Origin of the sequence: Streptomyces sp. NPDC048584, assembly GCF_043199595.1 — a bacterium.
In the GTDB taxonomy this organism is placed as follows: domain Bacteria; phylum Actinomycetota; class Actinomycetes; order Streptomycetales; family Streptomycetaceae; genus Streptomyces; species Streptomyces edwardsiae.
This window is the reverse complement of sequence record NZ_JBICWF010000001.1, coordinates 164,025-185,120: the sequence shown is the minus strand read 5'-3', so window position 1 is coordinate 185,120 and position 21,096 is coordinate 164,025. Positions and strand designations below refer to the sequence as shown.

The window sequence follows — 21,096 nt, the reverse complement described above, 5'->3', positions numbered from 1 at the left end:
GAGGGGCGGGCGAAGGTTTCGTGCAGGGTGCTGGGCGCCACCCAGTCCCAGGGAGTCTGGGTCTTCAACCCCCGCCGGCCCAATGCCGCCGGGGCGGGAGCACGGCGTCCCTGATGTCGGCGGCACGTGTCGCCGGGCTGGATCGGAGGAGAAGCACGCGTGGAGCAGTTCGCCGCGGGCAAGGTGGTGCGGGGCCGGTACCGGCTGGACCGGGTGCTGGGGCGGGGGGCCATGGGGCATGTGTGGCAGGGGGTGGATGTCTTCCTGGAGCGGCCCGTCGCCGTGAAGACCGTCGCCGCGGATCTGCTCGCCCTGCCCGATCTGCGCCGTACGGCTCTCGCGCGGTTCGAGCGGGAGGCCAAGGCGGCCGCCCGGCTCGATCACGCCAACATCACCACCGTGTACGACGCGGCCGTCACCGAGGACGTGTGCTGTCTGGTGATGCAGCTCGTCGACGGGACGACCCTCGACAACGTGGTCGACGGCGCCGACGACGGGCGGCTGACGGTGCCCGCCGCCGTGTCCGTGGCCGCGCAACTGTGCTCGGGGCTGTCCGCCGCGCACGACGCCGGTCTCGTGCACCGTGATCTCAAACCGCAGAACGTCATGGTCCGCGCCAGCGGCCTGGTGAAGATCCTCGACTTCGGTCTGGTGAAAGTCCTCTCGGACACCGACCCGCAGCTCACCATGACCGGCGAGGCGCTCGGCAACATCGCCTACGCCTCACCCGAACTCCTGTCGGGGGAGAGGCCGCTGGACGGACGCAGTGACCTGTACGCGGTCGGGTGTCTGCTGCACCACCTGCTCACCGGCCGCCCGCCCTTCGACGCCCGAAACCCCGCCGAACTGGTGACCCGGCACCTCACCGCGGCCCCGCCCCGTCTGGACGCCCCGCCCGCGCTCCAGGACCTGACCGACGCCCTGCTCGCCAAGCGGCCCGAGGACCGGCCCGCCGGTGCGGCGGACGTGTACACGGCCCTCGCCCCGTACCTGCCGGCCCCCGAACCGGCTCTCGCGACCCGCAGGATGCCGCCGGAGGACCCCCGGCGGCCGTTCCTGCTGCCACAGGCGCCGGTCATGCCGCGGCAGGCGGGCGCACCTCGATCAGTTCCCTGAGGAACGGGCTCGGCTCCCCGTGCCAGAACACGTCCAGGCTGTCCCGCGCACGCGTCGCCGCCACGAACAGCAGGGACCGGGCACGCAGCATCTCCGTGCGGTAGCGCGCCGGGTCCGTGGTGCGCCGCTGCTGGACCCTGGCATGCGGCACCAGCCCGTCGGTCACCCCGGCGAGGATCATGCGCTGGTACTCCAGGCCCTTGAACCGGAACATCGTGCCGATGTGCACGCCGCTCTCGCCGAGCGGCCCGTCCGGGCCGATCTCGACCGCCATGACACCGTGTTCCCGCAGCGTCGTCGCGGTCTCCCGCGCCATGTCGTTCGTCGGTACGGCGATGGCGATCTGCTCGTGCGGAACGTCCCCCCACGACTCGATCAGCGCGGCGATCGCCTCCCGCTCCTCCACCCAGTCGCCCAGCCGGTGCAGATCCGGCACGCCCCCGCTGAGCACGGACCGGTACCCGGCCAGCGTCTCCGTGCTGCCGTCGAGGTCGTCGTACGTCTCCTCGCCGAGCACGTTCAGCGCCGAGCGCAGGATCTGCCGGGTCGTGCGGTAGCTCAGGGAGAGTTTCGACGCCCGGCCGCGGATGTTGACGCCGAGGCTGCCGAGCGTGACCTGGTTCTTGTAGATGCGCTGGTGGGTGTCGCCGACCAGGAACAGGTCGTTGCGGTCGGGGGCGGTCATCGCGCGCAGCATCTTCCAGTGCGCGGGCCGCAGATCCTGGGCCTCGTCGACCACGATGTGCCGGTACCGGTAACGCAGCCAGCCCCCGGAACCGTCGGCCATGTGCACATTGTCGAGGCCGCCCGCCTCCTCACGGCGGCGCTCGATGTCCTGGATGCGCCGGGCGCGACCCGCCTCCAACTGCGCGGCGCGCTCCGCGATCTGGTCCCATGTCTGCACCCCGAGCCGGTCCAGACGCTGGGTGAACCGCTCGGCGAGCTGCCAGATCTCGGCGCGTTCGGAACGGCTGACGGTGCGTCCGCGGCCGGCACGGCGGGCCCGGAAGTAGTCCGTGCGGGAGGTGACCGCCTGGCCGAGGATCACCTGCGTCCACTCGTCGTGCAGGAACTCCGCGTCCCACCCGTCCTCGCCGAGCTCGTCGAGCAGCGAACGCCATTCGCGCACCGCCTGCGCCTCGTCGACGATCCGCTTGCGGTTGCCGGGTTCGGCCTCCCGTACGGTGCGCAGCGCGAGTTGGTCGACATGGCTGATCTCGACACGCGACAGCAGCGCCTCACCGCCCAGGGCGAGCAGCCGTGAACGCAGGTCCGCCGCCAGGTTCTTGTTGTACGTGGTCAGCAGGACCGGCTTCGTACGGCCGGCCGGGAGCCGCTCCACCAGGTGCTTGACCCGGTGCAGCGCCACGATCGTCTTCCCGGTGCCGGGGCCGCCGCCCACGCGCGCCGGACCGTTGTAGTCCCGGGCGACCAGCTTGGCCTGGGTGGGGTGCAGGAACACCTTCCAGCGGCCGAAGTCCTCGCCCTCCAGGGCCTCGCGCAGCGCGTCGTCGGTGGTGGTGACGATGGTGGCGGGACGGTCGGCGGCGGCCCGGTAGTCCTCGGGGTCCACCGGGTCGGGCGTGGCGACGGGGGCGGTGACCTGCTCCAGGACGTCGTCGTACGCCTTGCCGTCGTACAGCGCCAGCAGCACCTCGCCGGTGAGCTGCGGCGCGTACTCGACGAGCCCGAGGAGCTGGTCCTCGGTGGTCAGGGCGGCGACCACCGGGACGAGGGACGGCGCCACGCCCAGGTCGGTGAGCTGCTGCTCCGACCAGGCGGCGAACAGCGCCTCGGGGGCCGCCGGTTCGGGGACCGCCGGTTCGGGGGCCGGCGCGGGGGCGAGAACCTCCTCCTGGACGACCTGGAGGTCCACGTACTCGATACCGCCCGTGACGCGGTTGACCGAGTACGTCAGCCGGTCCAGGTGCGCGTACACGTCCTTGCGGTGCTTGACCGAGACGATCAGCCAGTCGTCGTCGGCCAGCCGCAGCAGCAGCGCCCGGTACTCGTCGTTGACGCGCGCCGAGTGCAGCTTGTCGTGCCCCTGCAGCCGCTTGAGGCGCAGTCCCGCGGAGTCGGGGTTGGTCTTGAACTTGTGCTGGAAGTCGTAGATCGCGCCCTTGACCGGGCGGGGGAGCCTGAGGATCTCCCGGTCGGCCTTGTCGAGCAGGCGCAGTGTGACGTTCTTGCCGGTCACGGCTCTTCGTTCCCCCCGTTGTCCTTGGTGGTGTCGTCTGTCGGATGACGGCCGATCCGCTCGGCGAGGGCGTCGGCCGTCCAGTCGGCGGCGGTACGCACCTCCCAGCCGGCCGCGGCGAAGTCACGGTCCCGGTCGGCGGCCTCCGGGTCGAAGTCCTCGCCCTCCGGCGGCCGCGGGGCGAGGACGACTCCGACCCGGCCGTCCGGCCAGGCCAGTTCGGCCTGCCAGCCGGTGTGCCCGTCGAGCTCGTAGCCGTCCTCGGGCACCGGGACGCCACGCGCGGCGAGGGCCTCGGCGAGCGCGAGCAGGGCGGGCTCGTCGACGTGGAGGAGCTCGATGACCTTCTCCCACGCCGCGTCCCGCACGGGCGGGGCGGGCACCTCGGCAGCAGCCGGGGCCGGCGCCGCCGTGCCGTGCGCGAGCGTCACGCGCAGGCTCTCCAGCACCCCACTGCCCCCCGTCACCCCCAGCGTCTCCACCGCGAACCCGCCGAGGTGCCCGGTGGTGAGCTGTACGGCGTCGCCGCCGCCGGTGTCGAGGAACTGCAGCAGATTGGACCAGTACAGCCAGGCCCGCCAGCGCCGCTTGTGCGCCTCCTCGCGGGTGTGGACGCCGTGCGCGTCGTCGAGGAGGACGATGCCGGTCCACGCGGGCGGTTTCACGCGGCCGTCGGCGGCGAACACCAGCGGCAGCCCCGACCGGTCGGTCACGGAGAACAGCTGCACCGGGCCGCGCGGCCCCGCGGGTGTCTCCCCGCGCAGCGCCGCCGCGATCTGCCCGCCCAGGACTCCCGGCGTGAGCGCGGCCGGGCGGGTGCCGCCGCCCATGAACCCGGCGAGTGCGGCCTCGGCACGCCACCGCCAGCGCTCCGCGTCCGGCCGGCGCAGATACTCCACCAACTGCACGGCCGGGTTGACCCACACCGTCTCCGCGAGCTCCCCGGGCAGCCCGCCGCGTACGGCGGCGTAATAGCTGCGGGCCGTCTCACGGGACTTCTCCCCGTACGGCTCCCACACCGGGTCGGCCGGCCCCGCGGCCCCCCGCCCGGTGTCGCGGACCCGGCGCCGCCAGTCGCTCACATCGCCGTAGGTGAGCTGGAAGACCCGGAGTCCTTCCGCGCGCAGCCGGGTCCGCTTGTCGGCGTCGTCACCGACCCGGTTGTGCTCCCGTCCGGCGTGGAACTCGTAGCCGTCCAGGTAGAGGGCGAGGCGCGGGCCGGGCGCGTCGACGCGTTCGAAGAGGACGTCGGGGCGGGTGCCGTCGAGGACCCGCTGCTGGGAGACGCGCCAGCTGAGCGTGGTGCCGTCGGTGGCGGTCAGCCGCAGGTCCAGCGCGTGGGTACCGGCTGGGGTGACGTAGGCGTCGGCGCCGGCGCGGATCTCGGGGAGCGCGGCCCACTCCCGCAGGGTGTCGATGAACAGGACCTCGAGGTCGCTCTCGGCCTGCTGGTGCATCGGGATGTGCTGGGTGGTGGTGACGGGGGAGGTGGACCAGCGTTCGCCGTCCGCGCCGAGCAGTTCGTCCAGCATCTGCCGCACCTCGTTGCGGCTCACCCGGTCGTAGTCGGCCGGCGGGACGCGGCGCAGCAGACAGCGGTGGCAGCCGTCGAGGCCCTTGCGCAGACAGTCGCACTCCTCGATGACCTCGCGGGCCTTCAGCAGGACCTCCCGGAAGCCGTCGGAGGTGGCGAGGCGGTGCAGATAGCCGGTGCCGCCGGGCAGCCGGTCGTACACCACGAGGAACCGGCGCGGCCAGTCGCGGTCCTCGCCGTCCGGCATCGACGCGGCGGTGATGTCGATGTGGTCCGGGTCGCCGCCGTACCGGGCCGCTATGCCCGCGAACAGCGCGGCGGTGAACGAGGCGAGCCGCTCCTTGGCCCGTGCCACGGACGCGGGCAGCAGGATGCGGACGGCCTCCGTGGTCAGCTCATGTGCCAGCAGCAGGGGTACGTCCGTGCCGGCGCCCTGCTCCTCCCCGCTGCCGCGCAGCCGCCTGCGCGGGCACCACAGCTGGTGGTGGGCGCTGCCGCGGGTGGAGTGGGCGAGGGAGGCGGTGAGCGCGTGCTGCGACTGGTCGACCACCGGCCGCCCGTCGGCCGTCGCACCTCCGCAACTGGTGCACACGTAGAACGGGTTGAGCCGTACGTCGTCGCCGGCGAGCGGGACCGTGCTGCTGCCGTCCTGCCGGTCGAGGCCCAGGTTCAGGGTGCGTACGACGGCCCTGCGGGTGAAGTCGGCGCCGAAGACGGCGCTGTCGTGCCGCCACGATCCGGCCGCCAGGTGCGCCGGGTCGACGTCGACGGTGGTGAGGACCGCGTACCGCCTGCGGTCCCGCTCGTCGCGGTCGTCCCGCACCCGGGCGTCGTCCCGCTTGTCCCGGGCCGTCACGCGCCGGGGCGTGAGGACGTGGTGCACACAGCCCGCGTCGGCGATCTCCCGGGAGCCGCAACGGGGGCACGGGGAGGTGTCGTTCTTCGGGTCGCCGTGCGTGCGCGCGTAACCACAGGCCGGGCACAGGCGCCACACCGACCAGGCGCGCCGCTCCGGGCTGCCGATGTCGAGGGCGCGTACGACATGCCGGTAGCCGTTGACGTAGAAGCTGTTGCCGGGGGCGAGTTCGGTCAGGGCGAGCCTGCGGGAGCGTTCGTAGTCGCGGGTCTCGCTGCGGTACACCCACTCGCGGCGGTCGTCGTCGCCCTCCGTGCCGTCGTCGGCCCCTTCCTTCCAGTAGAGGGTGGCCTCGAGGGACGTCGTCGTGTCGGTGAGACTGTAGTTGGGCAGCAGGCCGAGTTCGACGAGGGCGCCGTGGGCGCTGGTCTGGCTGAGCCGGCGCAGTAGTTCGCCGGTGGCGCGCCGCTCCGCCAGCAACTCGCGGCGTTCGGCGCCCTGCTCGCGGTCCTCGGCGAGCAGGCCGTCGACGGCGGTGTCGATGGCGGCGATCCGGCGGCGCAGCTCCTCGCGGCGGGCCGTCCACTCCTCCTCGGCCTCCGCGAGCGTGCGCGCGACACCACCGGTGGCGTAGGCGCGCAGCTCGTCGGCGGCGTGCGCGGAGACGCCCCGGTCGTCGTCGGGGCCGTCACCGGCCGGGAACAGCGCCAGGAACTCCTCGACCAGCCGCGCCCCGTGGGTGAGCGCCGCGTCGGACAGGTCCTGGCACCAGCCGGTCGTACCGAACAGCGCCGACGACAGACGCGGCAGCGGCATGAGCGACTCGCCGTCGTCCGTGGTGAGCCCGCCGCGTGCCGCCCGGTCCAGCAGATGGGCCGTGTACTGGCGGCGCAGGATCTCGACGGCCGACAGATAGCAGCCCGGCGGCACGATGTCGCCGGCGATCATCTCGGTCGGGTCGTCGAGGTAGTACCGGTCGCGGGCCCGGCGCCCGCCGAAGGCGACCACCAGCGCGTTCCCGGTCCGCCGGCCCGCACGTCCCGCGCGCTGTACGTAGTTGGCGGGGCCGCCCGGGAGCGAGCCGAGCAGTACGGCCGACAGGTCACCGATGTCGATGCCCAGCTCCAACGTGGGTGTACACGACAGTACGTTGGGGTCGGTGTAGTGGGTGCCCTGCCGGAAGGTCCGCTCCACGCGCTCGCGTTCGGGCCGGGTGAGCATGCCGGTGTGCTCGGCGGTGACGACCCGGTAGGTGCCGCCGGTCAGATAGAGACGGCGGTAGTAGTCGGCCCGGTAGTCCCGCTCCAGCTTCCCGGTGAAACCGCCGCTGCCCGACATGGTGGACGACATGCCGGACCGGGGCGGGGTGAGGAAGCCGGTGCAGCGCCAGCGCGGGCAGGGGTGCCCGTACCAGCGGGTGCGCCGCTCGGGTGGCACGACCTGCTGCCAGCCGCACTCCTCGCAGGCCACGAACGCCTTGTTGACCAGGTCGTCCGCGAGCAGCCGCACCTGGATGTGGCCCGGCTGGAGCCCGTACACGCGGGTGGTGCGGTCCTTGGCGGTACGCGCCGACAGCACGCCCACGTCCACGAGGACGGGCAGCAGCCGGCGCAGATACTCGCTCGCCTGGGCGGCGTCCAGGCCGAGGCAGCGGCGGGTCCAGTCCTGGTACCAGTTGCCCCGGCCGGTGACCGTGTCGAACTTGGTCCTCTCCTTGGGCCCGGCGAGCAGGAAGCGCGGCGGTGCCACATACCCCTCGGGGAAGGCGGGCATGCCCTCCGGGCGCTGCCCGGAGATGAGGTACTGGTTGACACCGGCTTCCTTGATCCAGGTGTCCAGCCACCGGTGCCGTACCCCGCCACGCAGCCGCATCCGCTCCAACAGCCCCCGTACGTACGCCAGATAGCGGTCCGGAGTCGGCAGACCGCCGTCGAATCCCAGCTGCCCGGGCAGGGTGAGATGCAGGTCGCGGGCGAGGGCCACGACCCGGTCGGGTTCGGCGATCACCACCTCGGCGGCCGTCGTCCGCGTCAGCTCCAGGGTGCGGCCGAGCCGCGAGCGCAGCCCGAACTCCATGACGGTCGCGAACGCGAGCCGCTCACCGATGAGTTTCCAGGTCCGCGCGTCCCCGGTGCCGCGCCCCGACAGCAGCCGGTCCACACCCGGTTCGTCGTGCAGATCCGGCGGGACGACCGCGGCCAGCGTCTGCGGGTCGTCCACGGCGTCCAGGACGTCACCGATCAGGTCGTTCAGCGGCAGCGGCGTACCCGTGTCGTCCAGCCGGTGCGCGAGCAGGGAGCGCAGCGAGAACTTGTACGAGGCGTTGGCGACGTAGCCGGCGCGGTGGGCCGCGTCCTGCGTCGAGTCGTTGAACAGCAGCGTCTTGCGCTCCTCCGGCGCCAGCGCGATCTCCTGGCCGCCGGTGAACAGCTGGGTGACGGTGGCGGAGGCCAGGGAGGCGAGCGCGGTGCCGAGGAAGCGGATGCCGTTGTCGACGCCGCACGCGGGACAGGTGTCGTCCTTGGCGGCCCGGTCGGCGGTCTTCCTGTCCAGCAGGGCGCGCGCGAACCAGGCGTCCTGCAGCCCCTCCCCGTCCTCGGCGACGGGCATCCGGTACGTGCCCTGCGCCCCGTCCAGCACCACCACGGACTGCGGGTCGACACCGCCCGCCTCCTTCGGCGCGCTGCCGGTGAGCGCGGCGAGGGCGTCACGCGCCTCCGCCTGGGTCGCGGAGACGAAGTAGCGCAGCCGCCGTTTGTCGCGTCCGACGGAGGCCTGCCAGATCTTCGGCGGGCTCGTCTCCAGCTTCTGCGGATCGGCCTCCGGGGACAGGGCCGCCCAGCCCGAACGCCCGCACACCCGGCAGTAGACGGCGGGCAGATGCGCCTGTGACGGCCGCTGTACGGTGTCCGAGCCGGGCAGCGCCTCGGGCCGCCGCGAGTCCGCCGACGGCCACTCGTCGCTCTCCGCCGACTCCTTCGACGCGGAGGCCGCGCCGAGCGCGGAACGCCGGGCGACGGTGCGCTCGTCCTCGTACCAGCGGAACTCCGGCCTGCCGCCCACCCCGCTCAGCACCCGGCCCACCGGCCGCACCCACAGATGAGCCTCGATGTGCAGCAGCGGACGCGGCCGCCGCTCGTCGGACTCCGGGTCCCGGGCGGATGACAGCAGCGCCACGAACCGCGACAGCGCCTGCAGCGCGAGCCGCGGGTTCTCGCGGGCGGTGCGCGCCCACGCGTATCCGAACTGGGCCATACGGTCCCGCAGCGCCCACTCGTCGAGGGGATCGCCGCTCAGCAGCCTCAGCACCTCGCGGGTGAAGGCGTGCTTCCGCAGCAGCCGCCCGATCCGGAAGGCGTCGAGGCCACGCCGCCCCAGCAGCCGCTCGGCGAGCCCGTCCAGGTCCAGCCGGTCCGGGTCGGACTCCACGCCCGGCCCGCCCGAGACGTCGATGACCTCCTTCGGGCCGGGCGGCTCGGGCAGTTCGTAGTCGACGCCGCCGACGAAGTCCTCGGCGCTCAGCCGCTCCTCACCGATCACCGCGTCCGCCCCGAAAGGCACGCCGAAGACCTGTTCCGCGACGGCGAGGATGCCGCTGCCGTCGCCCCCGCCCTCCCCGAGCGTCGCCGACGTCGCCACCGGGCAGATCGACCCGAGCGGCCGCTCCGGCTTCGACGCGCCCACGGCGGACGCCAGCCGCCGCAGCAGCATCGCCACGTCCGTGCCCTGCGCGCCGTCGTAGGTGTGGAACTCGTCCAGCACGACGTACGCCGGCTCGGCGCCGTCCCACAACGGCCGGTCCTCGGCGCGCTGGAGCAGCAGGTCCAGCATCTTGTAATTGGTGATCAGCACGTCAGGCGGCGCCTGTCGCATCTCCTCGCGCCGCGTCATCACCCGCCGGAAATCCGTGTCCGGCTTGTCTCCGATGTAGAGCCCGGCCGTCACCTGCGCCAGCTCCGGCTGCGCCAGATACTCGCCGATACGACCCGCCTGGTCGGTGGCGAGCGCGTTCATCGGATACAGCAGTACGGCCTTGACCCCGCGCCGCCCCGAAGCCTTCTGCCGCCGGCAGTGATCGAGCACGGGAACGAGAAACGACTCGGTCTTCCCGGACCCGGTGCCGGTCGTCACGAGCGTCGGCCGGGCCGCCCCCCGATACGTGCTCAGCCGCTCCCACGCCCTCGCCTGATGCCGCCACGGCGTGAACGCGGGCTGCCACTCCAGCGCCGACCGCCACCCGTCCCCGGCCGGATGGAACGGCGTCCTGATCCGCAGATACGGCCCCCGGAAGATCCCCGTCTCCGGATCCCCCAGGAACCGCTCCAGCGCGAGCCGTGTGTCCTCGTCGGCCAGCGCGTACGTCGTCGTGAGGTACTGCGTCAGACTGCCGCGGAGCTGCGCGGCCGCCAGGGTGGGCTTCACGAGGACCTTTCGGGCAGAACGGCTACCACGACCGCCGCCCGCGACACCGAACCGACGCGGTGACGATCAGCGTCAAAAATACCGCCCACCTCGGACATCGGTACCCACCCGGTCGGATTCCGGGCCCCGCACCCCGAGGCGCGCTGTCACACCCGCACGCCGTACGCCTCGACAGGGCTCGTCGACGCGGTCATCACCCGGACGCCGAGCCGGGGTGCCTGTGCAGTCCACCACGCGCCGCCGCCCGGGCCCCGACCCGCTCGGTGCCGGGTCTCACTCCGGGAGGGGGCAGCTGAGGGGGAGGACACGGTCCGTGAGGGTCGCCGTGAGGTGGGTATCCGTGGTGGTGGTGTCCGCCAGCCAGTCGAGAGACGTCAACTGGTCGATCAGGAGCAGCAGTTCGGAGAGGGGCACCGGGACGTGGGCGACGAGGTCGTCGAGGGGGACGCCCTTGTCGCCGGCGCCCAGACGGCCTGCCGCGTCGGTGTGTGTGGCCAGGGTCAGGGCGAGCAGACGGGTGGGGGCGGAGGCCTTCTTCTTGCGGAGCTTCTTGTCCGAGACGACGCGCTGGGCCCAGCCCGAGAGTTTGGGACGGGTCTTTCTGCCGAAGGGGAAGACACCTCCGTCCTCGGTGGGGACCAGCGACGGCACCGTGACCGGGATCGCGTTCTCCGGGCGGGAGGTCAGGAGGTCCTCCACCGGGACGGGCAGGTCCAGCCAGCCGGTGGCGGTGAGCTGGGTGACCAGCGACGACGGGTCGGTCAGGCCCAGGCCGCTCAGGTCCTGCCCGACCAGGTTGCCGGTGCCCGAGTGCGCGGTGCGCAGGGTCAGCATCAGGACCAGCAGGCGGGCCTCCGCGCCGGGCAACGGGGCGTGCGCCGTCACGTGCGCGAGCACGGAGCGTACGTACTCCCAGTGCGCCGGTACGGGCAACAGGCGGGCCACGCCCGCCGCTTCGCCCGCCACGGCCTCGCCGGTGCGGTGCTGGTGCTGGCGCCGGATGACCGCCGCGGCCTGCTCGGCGCGCGTCGCCTCCAGCCGCAGGGTGACGTCGCAGCTGACGTCGGACCAGGTGAGGAACGCGCGAGCCTTGCGCTCCTGGAGGTCGGCGAGCATCGCCAGATCGGGTTCGTCGCGCCGCTGGTAGGCGCGGAACAGGTCCCCGAGTTCGACGAGTTCGTCCCGCAGCGACTCGGGCCGCAGATCGCGCGGGATGATCCGCTGGGAGACCCGCTTCTCCGGCACCCGGCGGCGCCGCGGCGGTACGGGGCGGGGGACGGCGGGTCCGGGACGGGGCCCCGGAACCGCCGTACCGGTGGCGGCGGCCTGCCCGTCCGAGAACTGCGGTGTCCCCGCCACCGCGGGGGACGGGCGGGCGCCGGCCTCGGGCGGCCGGGACGTGACCGCCGTCCGGGCTCCCGGAGTGGCGGCCGCGCACCGCGAACAGCACTCCAGCGCCTGCCACCACCGTCCCGCCCGGTCGGCGACCACGGCGAGCACGACCGGCCCGCCGCACCGCCAGGGTTCCGTACGGGCCCGCCCGCCGGTGTCGGGAAGATGGGGATGGCATCCCTCGGCCCGGCACGCGCAGTACGTGTCGGCCCGGGGGGCGGGCATGGCGCGCAGGTGGGCCTTCAGATGGGCGACCGCGGCCGTACGGCCCTCCGCCGTGGACGGCAGCCGCTGCTCGGCGCAGGCCGGCCGGCTGCACGAGACGCGCACCTCCGCGCTGCCCCGCCCGACGGGGTCCAGCCGCACCGTCCACCGGCGCCCCGGCACCCGCTCATCGGGCTCGCTCCCCGCGACCTGTGTCATCCCGTACCTTCTCCGTCCTCCGCGACGTGACCCATCTGCGTGCCGTCCTGATCCGCCGCCACGCAGGGCGGTGTTCGGCCGGAGAATCCACGGTATGCGGCACAGCGCGAAGGGGGTGATGAAATCGCATGAGGTGAGGGCTTTTGGACCTGATCGTCGCCCGTTCCGGTGAACTCCGGTGCAACACCCGTGACACGGCGACGATCCGTGTCTACGGCTTCCGGGCCAGCCCGGCGACGATCAGGTGCTGCCAGACGCTGAGTTCACGCTCCGCGCCGTCGGCGTTCCACGGGTTGGGGTTCGTGTCGGGCCGCCACAGCGGCGCGGGCACGATTCCGGGGTCGAGGATGTCCAGGCCGTCGAGGAGGGCGGCGATCTCCGCGTCGGTACGCCACCGGCCGCGCCCGAACGTCTTCTGCAGCACCCGTTCCGCCTCCTCCGTCTCCGGGTTGTCGCCGGAACGGAAGTGGCTGACGAAGAAGTGGCTCCCGGAGGGGACATGGTCGCGCCAGTGGCGGACGATCCCGGCCGGGTCCTCCTCGTCGTTGACGTGGTGCAGGATCGCGCTGAAGATCACGGCGACAGGGCGGTCGAAGTCGATCAGTTTCCGGGTGTCCGGGTGCGTCCGGACGGTCTCCGGGTCGCGGACGTCGGCCCGGACGACCCGCGTGCGCTCGTTCTGCTCCAGCAGCGCACAGCCGTGCACCAGGACCTGCGGGTCGTTGTCGACGTACACGATCCTGGACTCGGGCGCGTGCCGCTGCGCGACCTGGTGGACGTTGTCGGCGGTCGGCAGGCCACTGCCCAGGTCGATGAACTGCCGTATCTCCGTGGTCGTCACGATCTCCGCGATCGCCCGTATCAGCGCCGCGCGGTTGGCGAAGGCGATGGCCACCGAGCCGGGAAGGTCCCGGAAGAACACGTCGCCGATCTCTCTGTCCACGGCGTAGTTGTCCTTGCCGCCGAGCAGATAGTCGTAGACGCGGGCGATGCTGGGCCTGGTGGAGTCGATGGAGGGGCCTTCAACCGTCATGGACGCCATCCTCCCCCGCGACACCGCCCCCACACCGGCGTTCCAAGGAAACCCGCAGGCTGGAAGCCGACCCCTCCGACCCCTCCGACCCCTCCGGCTCCGACGCGGGCGTGACGCGGAGCAGGCGCTGGAACGGTGCTCAGGCTTCCCGGCTCCAGCGGCCGGCGGCGATCTCCTTGTCCAAGCGAGCCCGGAAGTGCGCGTGTGCGGCACGCATCTCGGCCTCGCGGTCGGCTTTGTAGAAGGGGGCCGAGTAACCCTCGGGCGGTGGGGTGGACTTCGGGCTCTCCAGATGTGCCATGAGATCCACATAGTCCTGCTTCACTTGCCCATGGCCGTGGGCGTAGGCGTCCGCTGCGATGCGGCGCCCTTGGCTGTCGAAGTACATCGCCGCTTCACGGTCGGCCAGGACCGCGTAGCGGGACTTGTAGATGGTGGCAAGCTGATCCGCCGTGATGCCGAGCCAGACCGATACGAGAGCATCGAGCTCGACAAGGGCGGCACGGCGCTCGAATTCCGTGCGCAACGGGGTCCCGTAGTGCCAGGCGGACGTGAGGTGTGCGGCGAGAGGATCGGCCCCCGGCCATCGGGGAACAGCCCATTCCTCATGTTCCGGCCAGCTCGGGTGGAACAGCTCTTCCCAGAGAGCGGCATATTCTGCGGTCAGGGCATTGAGGCGGAGAGTGCGCAGGAGCAGGGGATGAGCCAGGGGATGGCCCGGTTCGGGGGTGGGCATCTTGGCTGCCTCACCTGCCAGGAGATTGGCGCGCCCTGCGACTCTCAGCAAGTAGTCCAGTGGGAGGGCGGCCCAGAATCCCGCGTTCAGTGCGGTGGCGAGGTTGCCGGAAAGTGCCATGGAGAGTACGCCGTGGGTATGGGCGGGACCCGGGGGAATGATCGCGGCGAAGAGACTGCGCTCTGTGTTCTTGGGGTCGATCATGGCTCGCCATGCCAAGCGATAGCGTGCGGTGTATCGGTCGTCCCCCCAGCGGTCTTGGGCCCCTTCGTATACGCTGCGGCTACTGGCCGGTGCATAGGTAGTGCGCGGGATCGCGTTCTCTGGGAGTTCTGTCAGATGCCAGGCCGCCCAGTCCTTCCCGTTACGCATGGGCGAGTTCGGTTGCTTCGCGAACGGTGTCGCGATCGAGAAATGTGTTCCCTGCAGGATGACTTCCGCCCAGTCCGCCGACTGCCCGACATGGTGGCGAATGATTCCGTCGTTCTTGGCGTTTGTCTCGTTGTATCCAGAGCTGATGAACGGGTTCTTGTCTGCAAGACGACCCTTGACCCGGGCCAGTGAGGCGATGGCGTCCTGTTCATGGGTCGAGATCGAGTGAAGCAGCTGAGTCTCTTCGACCGGCGCCCCTTGTTCCGCAGTGAGCATCTTCCAGCTGCTCAGGACATCCCGCGTGACCCGAATGACTCGACTCCTGTGTGGTCTGATATCCCAGGTTCCGCCAAATTTCTGTGCGGGAGGCGGCCCCGATCCATCGTGTTCCAGTGATTCGGGCAGAGTGCCGGCGGCATGCAGTTGACTGAGTGTGTAGAAATCGATGCTCTGTGCTCGCCCGCCGTAAATGTGCAGGCCGAAGGGGACCGTACGGCCGATCTCAAAGGCCCAGTTTCCAGAATTGATGAATGTGGCGTGCAGTCGCAGATGGTGGTATGCCTCCACTCGGAGACGCCCGTCCTTCGACCCTTCGAGGTGCGTGTCCGGATGAATCAGTCCGGACGCTCCGCGACTGTTCGCGTGTCGCCATACTTGGCACATGAAGGATCGGTAGAGGTTGGGGCGAGATCCCATGATGAGAGGGTAGAGCGCCGCAGACGTAAGTGATTCTCCAACGCCGGCGTTTGTTGCCAGCTCATCCAGGAAGTAGGTGGGGTCGAATCTCCGGAGGGCCTCCTCCTTTCGGAGTCGCCATTCCTGAGGGCTTGGCTTCTGTGCGAGTTTGAACCAGGGCTCCAGCTCGGCGAGGACCGCATCCTCTTGCCAATCCGGCCTCACCCAGGGCGGGTTCCCCACCTGCAAGTCGTATCCGCCCCGGGCAAAGACCTGTCCGAACTCCAACTCCCAGTGGAAGAACCCCTGCCGCTCAGCCACATCCCGAGCGACCCCCGCCCACGGATACCGCGACTCCAAAGAGTAGAACCGCTCCATGCCCATCCACTCGGGCAACTCGTCCTCGTACTGCTCCAGTTCGTCCAGCGTGTCGAACCGGGCCACCAACGAGTCCGCGGCCACATCCTGCGTACCCAACAGCGACTCGGCGAAGTCCAGCCAGTCGTCCAGCGAGGCCAACGCGATCACCGGACGCCGCTCGCCCCGGATCTGTTCCTTGCGGCCACCGCCCCGCGCCTCCTTCCCCCTGACCTCGACGACCCGCACATCCCCGAACAGGTCCTCCGACTCGTACGTCTCCCGGATCTGCCCCGGAACCGGAACCGGAGCCGGAGCCGGAGCCGCCGACACGGTCCACCCCGCCGACTGCGCAGTCACCTCCGCCGCCCGCACGTACGAGCCATGCGACCCATCCAGCAGCCCGGCCTGCTGAACAGGCCAGAACCACAACGCACACCATGCGTCCATCAGCGTCTTCAGTCGCCAGTACGGCGTATCGACGGCCTCCAGGTCCGCCTTGACCTTCTCCCTCGGCACAGCCACCTCGGGCGACCGCAGCCAGCCCCCCTCGGCCCCCCACACATCGATCCGCCGAGAGATCTCCCGCTCGGAGATCTCCAGCCGGCGGACGACCAGTCCCCACAGATACTCGGCCCGCCGAGCCAGCCCCTGAAGTCGTTTGACCTGCGCGGCGCTCGGCGACCTGGTGATCGCCTTCCGCCAAGCACCCAGCGCCTTCGCCTCGGCCGGAGCCAGCGCCTTGGCCTCCTTCTCGGCCGCGACCGCGCCCCACTCCTTCGCCGGAAGCAGGAAGTGATGCACCGCCCCTTCAGGCAGCGGGGCCCCCGCCACCGCCTCCGACAACGGGAACCGCTCCGGAGCGGCCCCCAGCCAGCCGCCCTTCCTCAGACGCTCAGCCGGGTACACCTCCCGCCGGCCGCCGATCAGGGAGTTGCCCCGCCGCAGATGCAGCCCGAACCACGGCGCCTCCATCCCCGGGTGCATCGTGTTGAGCCACAGCGACACCTCCGCCAGCTCCACCGCCGTGTTGTTGAGGTCGACGCCGTAGGAGTTGTGCAGCGCGATATACGCCTTGGCCTTCTGGAGTTCGACGGCGTACTTCTCGGTGTCGATGGCGAGGCCCAACTCGTCCTGCCGCCGACGCAGATACTCGGCCGCGACCTGATTGATCGCCTCGTTGAGGAACGCGCCGGAACCCAGCGCCGGTTCGCAGATCCTCCACTCAAGCAGCTCACGGGCCCTCGTCACCGTGTCGCCCTGGTCCAGCCGGTGCCGCAAGGCCAACTGCACGGTCACGCGGGTCAGCGACTCGGGCGTGTAGTACGAGGCCGACGTCTGCCGGTCGCGCCCGGACAGCCGGTACACGAACGAGCCCGGCGCGTACCGCACCCGCCGCTCCTCACCGGTATCCGCGTCCTTCTGCCGGACGAACACCTCATCCGGGTACTCGTCGGCCTTCGTCGCCGGTACGAGCCATGAACCGTCGGCCGGATCACCGTGCTTGGCGACCTCGTACAGCTCCTCGCCGGCCACGAAACCCGAGTACGACATCAGCCCCTCGTACACGGCCCCGAGCTGGTTGATCCCGAGCTGCGCGTACGAGATGAACCCCCCGCGCTCCCGCCTCTTGCCTCGTGTGAGCATGAGCAGCCGCAGCACCCGGTACAGCGTCTCGTTGCGCAGCCGGGTGTCGATGAACCGCTCCCCGCCCCCGGCGCCCTCGCCCTCGACCCGAGGATCGACCACCGCACGCGCCCCGATCAGCTCGATCGCGCCGGGCTCGAACAGCTTGGAGTGCAGGGGCTCGAACCGCAGCCCCGCGTCCTCCGACGTCTTCGCGTCCACCACCCCGTGCGTCCGGCGCGGCCGGTACCCCTGCTGCACCTTGCTGAACAGCAGGTCCAGCGATTCGTACAGATAGAACCCCTTGCGGGACTTCTCGTCGACGAGATCCCGCTCGGCGATCAACTCGCCCAGCCGGCCGAGGCCGTACCCCAACTGGTACTCGGGGTAGTCCGACGGCAGGATGCCCAGCTCCGGGCGGGCCTCCGCGTACAGCAGGAACAGGATCCGGTACAGGTACCGCAGCGACTCACGCGTCAACTGTCGTCCGAGCTCGGGGAGTTCTTTGACGTCCTCTGGCCGGACGCCCCCCTCTCGCACACGGTCCAGAACCTCGTTGGCGATGAGTTCGACGCTCAGCCGCAGTCCGTCCCGCAGCTCGCTCGACACGCCCACCGCATGCTTCGTCGACTTGTCGACCAGCGTGGCGAGGGGGTTCTCCCCGCCCCCCTCGGGCGTGCGCAGCGAGTCCGCGCCGAACAGGGCGGCCACGGTGTCGAGTTCGCCGCCCGCCTTGGTGTCGTTGCGCTCCAGGCACGCGTCCAGTGACACCGCGAGGTAGCGGCCCTCGCCCCAGGCCGCCCGGTCCGCGAGCACCACCACCCCGCCGACCAGCAACAGCACATAACGCGGTGCGTCCTCGCACGCGAACAGGAACGACGCGAGCTTGGATCCGGTGACGACGGTGTGCTGCCCGTCCAGCCGCAGCCCGTCCAGCAGCCGTCCCGCACCGTCCGGGTCCAACGCGTCATCGGGCTCCGCCGACCAGCCGCAGTCCAGCGCGACGAGATTCCTCTCCGCGTGCGCGACCGTCACCTCGTACGACTGATCCGCGCGGACGACGGTGAGCGTGCCCGGCTTGGCGTCGAAGCGAAGAGCCCGCAGCACCTCCCCGTTGAGCGCGCGCACACGGTCCCGCCACTCGGGCGCGTCGTATGCCATGGCGTCGTCGCCGGTCGCCGCCTGCTCCTCGTCCACCGTGAAGTAGGAGCGGGCCGCGAAGTAGGTACGGCGCAGCGCCCGTAGGCCCGCACGCGGGGTCACCGGCAGCGCGCCCTCGGGCCGCTCGGCACCGGCCGCGTCCTCCTCGCGCTGCTTCCACTCGGCGAGCAGACCGGACTTCAGGTCCTTGGGCAGGACCTCGGCGAGGTAGTGCGCGGAGAAGTAGTCGCCGCGGTTGACCAGGGAGTCGAACGTCATCGTGGGAAACCTCTGGGTGGGTCGGTCAGGCGGCGGCGTGGGCCGGGGCGAGGACGGCGAGGACGCGCAGCATCGGCCGGCCGGTGGTGAGCAGGGAATCCGCGAGAGAGGTCAGCCGCTCGCGCGTCGCGGTCGGCGCGGAACCGCCACCGGCGGCGAGCGTCGGCTGCTCCCACGTGCCCAGGCGCGTCTTGTACTCCTCGACGGGCGCCCGCAGTGGTTCGTCCCACGCCTCGCGGTGCCGCTCCAGGAACGCCTCCGCCATGTCCAGGACACCCGGGATCGCCTCGGCGAGCCGCTTCGTGTCGTGGTCGAAACCGGGGTTGGCCATCGTCGGGCCGACCTGGGCCCGGCGCAGCACCGCCACCATGTCGTCGTCGACCTCGCCGTCCGTGGTGACCGCCATCCATTTGACGACCGTCGGCCGGCCGAGCGCGTTGGAGTAGATGCCCTGTACGAGATAGGCCGGCCGCCGAACGTCGGCGGTCAGCACCGGCGCCTCCTGCCGGTCCAGGCGGACCAGGACCTTGTCCGTGAGCCACTCCATGACCGGGTGGAGGTCGGTCAGCAGCGAGATGTCCGGCCAGCTCGACGTGGCCGACGCACGGGCGCGGGTGAGGCTGCTGTCGGCGAGACGCCGGTTGAAGGTGACCTTCAGCCGGTCGCGCAGGCCCTGCTCACGGACGTACTCCGGAGGCAGCGCCTTGAGCCGGTGCACCAGATCGGAGGGCGGCACGAAGGAGAGCAGCCCGCTCTCGGGGTCGGCGGACAGGTCGAGGCGGTCGTGCGCGTCCGGGTAGACCTCGCGCAGTGCCTCGTCGAGGAACTCGCGCGCGGAGCCGAACAGCCGGGGCACGTCCGCGCGCGGCACCGCCCCGGAACCCACCCCGCTGTCGGCGGTGTCCTCCTCCAGCTCCTCGTTCACGGAGCTGAAGAAGTCGGCGAGGAAGTCGTCCACGGGATCGTCGGTACCAACGGTGCGGTCGGCGTCCAGGGACTCGTCCACGTCACGGCCCCGCAGCAGATCCTGGATGAGGGACTTCTCCTCGGCCTCCGCCCGGTACAGCCCGGACACCGCCTCCGCCGTACCGAGCGACCTGTGCGCCTCGGCCTCCCGCTCCAGCAGCCGCTCCGAGACGAGCGTGTCGTCCTTCGCGCCGTCGACCGAGCTGGTGAGGATCAGCGCCCGGAACCGCGGCTGATGCAGCTGCCCGTAGCGGTCGATGCGGCCGTTGCGCTGCTCGATGCGGATCAACGACCAGGGCACGTCGTAGTGGACGAGCTGATGACACTGACGGTGCAGGTTGACGCCTTCGGAGGCGACGTCGCCGGTGAACAGGATGCGCACCGGCGTGTCCTGGAGGCCGAAGTCCTCCACGCACTGCATCTGCTGCTCGTCCGACAGCCCGCCGTGCATGACCCGGGCGGCCTGCTCGGCGGCCCTGCCCTTGAAGCCGAGCGCCGCCGGCACGGTCCGCGCCAGCCACTCCAGTGTCTGCACCCGCTCGGAGAACACCACGACCCGGGTGTCCGACTTCGGCCCGACGCCGATCTCCCGCAACTGATCGAGGAGCGCCCCGAACTTGCCCGAGTCCGCCTCCGTCATCCCCGACACCAGCTCGAGAAGCCGGTGCAGCGCCGCGCGCTCGGCGGATGTCGACCCCGGGTCGTCCTTCCTCTCCAGCGTCTTGATGCGCGTGGAGACCGTGGTCCTCAGCGCCGCATGGGAGGAGAGGAACGACTTCAGCAGCGTGTACGGGAACAGGGGCACGTCGCTGACCGACTTCGACCCGTCGGACGGCAGCCACACCGCCGCCAGCTCCTCGAAGACCTTCTCCTCCGCCGCGGTGGCCGTCACCCGCACCGACTGCGAGGGGCCCCGGTCCGCCCACTGCCCCTTCATCTGCTCCCGCACCTCGGGACTGACCTTCGTCCGCCGGATGAAAAGGTGCTTGATGTCGTCCGCGCGGTAGTGCTCCGGGTCGCGGATCGCGGCCGGGTCGAGCAGCGAGATCAGCTCGGCGAAGGAACGCGCGTCACCGTTGTGCGGGGTCGCCGAGGCCAGCAGCAGGGCGTCCGTGTGCGGGGCGAGAGTGCGGGCGAGCTGGTTGCGCAGCGAGCCCTTGTTGATCAGATTGTGCGACTCGTCGATGACGACCGCGTCCCAGTTGATGCGCTCCAGATGATGCTTGTACTGGTCCGTGTTCTTCAGTGTGTCGATGGAGACGATGACCCGCTTGAAGTACGTGAACGGGTTGCGGCCCGCCGGGATCTCCCGCTGGATCCGCTCGATGCCCACCGAGTCCAGCCGCACCAGCGGGATCGCGAACCGCGTCCACAGTTCGTGCTGGAACTGCTCCAGGACATGCTGCGGGGTGACGACCAGTATGCGCTCGCCCCGGCCCCGGCGGATCAGCTCGGCCAGCGTGAGGCCGATCTCCAGCGTCTTGCCGAGACCGACGACGTCCGCGATCAGCAGGCGAGGGCGCAGGTTGCGGCCCGAGAGGGCGAGCTGGGCGGGCCGCTGCTGGTAGGGAAGGGCGTCCAGGAGGAAGGAGTCCGCGAGCGCCAGGCCCCGCTCGGCCTGCGGCAGCGGCGTCTTGCGCAGCACCGCCTCCAGGAACAGGCGCGAGCGGCGGAAGTTCGGCGAGTCGTCCCGCACCAGACGGGTCCGCCTCGGGTCGAGGAGTTCGATCCGGTCCAGGCCGGTGAAGAACACGGCCTCCTGGTCGCGTACGAAGTCGGAGGCGCCCACCGCCTCGATCCGTGCCCCGTCGTGCTCGGACCGGGTGGCGTTGCGCACCAGCCACACCTCGTCCCGTACGAGGATCTGGGCGCCCGGCGGAAACTGGGCGTCCTCGACGCTCGTCACGGGGGCGGGGATCGAGTCGGCGGTCACGCGGGTGCCTCCTGGGCGGTCGTCTGGGTGGGATGG

The 21,096-nt window shown here is 71.2% G+C and carries 7 protein-coding genes; 1 reads left to right on the top strand and 6 read right to left on the bottom strand.

Features of this window, described 5'->3' with window-relative positions; all coding sequences use genetic code 11:
• Positions 1-159: 159 nt before the first annotated feature.
• Positions 160-1,116 (top strand): serine/threonine-protein kinase, encoded by a 957-nt coding sequence (locus ACGFR9_RS00785; RefSeq protein WP_393201536.1) that lies wholly within the window; start codon positions 160-162, stop codon positions 1,114-1,116.
• On the opposite strand, the gene ACGFR9_RS00780 is transcribed toward ACGFR9_RS00785, so the two are convergent.
• The 6 genes from ACGFR9_RS00780 to ACGFR9_RS00755 all read right to left on the bottom strand — a co-directional run bounded on the left by ACGFR9_RS00780 (position 1,076) and on the right by ACGFR9_RS00755 (position 21,060).
• The gene (locus ACGFR9_RS00780) at positions 1,076-3,316 is read right to left on the bottom strand and encodes a UvrD-helicase domain-containing protein (protein WP_393201533.1); all 2,241 of its coding nucleotides are present in this window, start codon (positions 3,314-3,316) and stop codon (positions 1,076-1,078) included. The two genes, ACGFR9_RS00785 and ACGFR9_RS00780, sit on opposite strands and share 41 nt — an antisense overlap.
• Entirely contained in the window at positions 3,313-10,128 is a 6,816-nt protein-coding gene (locus ACGFR9_RS00775; RefSeq protein WP_393201530.1) for a DEAD/DEAH box helicase, read from the bottom strand. The genes ACGFR9_RS00780 and ACGFR9_RS00775 overlap by 4 nt, the downstream gene beginning before the upstream one ends.
• A gap of 273 nt (positions 10,129-10,401) precedes the next feature.
• Positions 10,402-11,943, bottom strand: coding sequence for a hypothetical protein (locus ACGFR9_RS00770; RefSeq protein ID WP_393201527.1), 1,542 nt, complete (start codon positions 11,941-11,943; stop codon positions 10,402-10,404).
• A gap of 211 nt (positions 11,944-12,154) precedes the next feature.
• Positions 12,155-12,985, bottom strand: a complete 831-nt coding sequence (locus tag ACGFR9_RS00765; protein ID WP_393201524.1) for an SAM-dependent methyltransferase — start codon at positions 12,983-12,985, stop codon at positions 12,155-12,157.
• 130 nt (positions 12,986-13,115) lie between these two features.
• Positions 13,116-18,161: a class I SAM-dependent DNA methyltransferase gene (locus tag ACGFR9_RS00760; RefSeq protein ID WP_393201521.1), complete on the bottom strand. Its 5,046-nt coding sequence runs from the start codon at positions 18,159-18,161 to the stop codon at positions 13,116-13,118.
• 25 nt (positions 18,162-18,186) lie between these two features.
• Complete coding sequence (locus ACGFR9_RS00755) at positions 18,187-21,060, bottom strand: DEAD/DEAH box helicase (protein ID WP_393201519.1); 2,874 nt, start codon at positions 21,058-21,060, stop codon at positions 18,187-18,189.
• Positions 21,061-21,096: the final 36 nt, after the last annotated feature.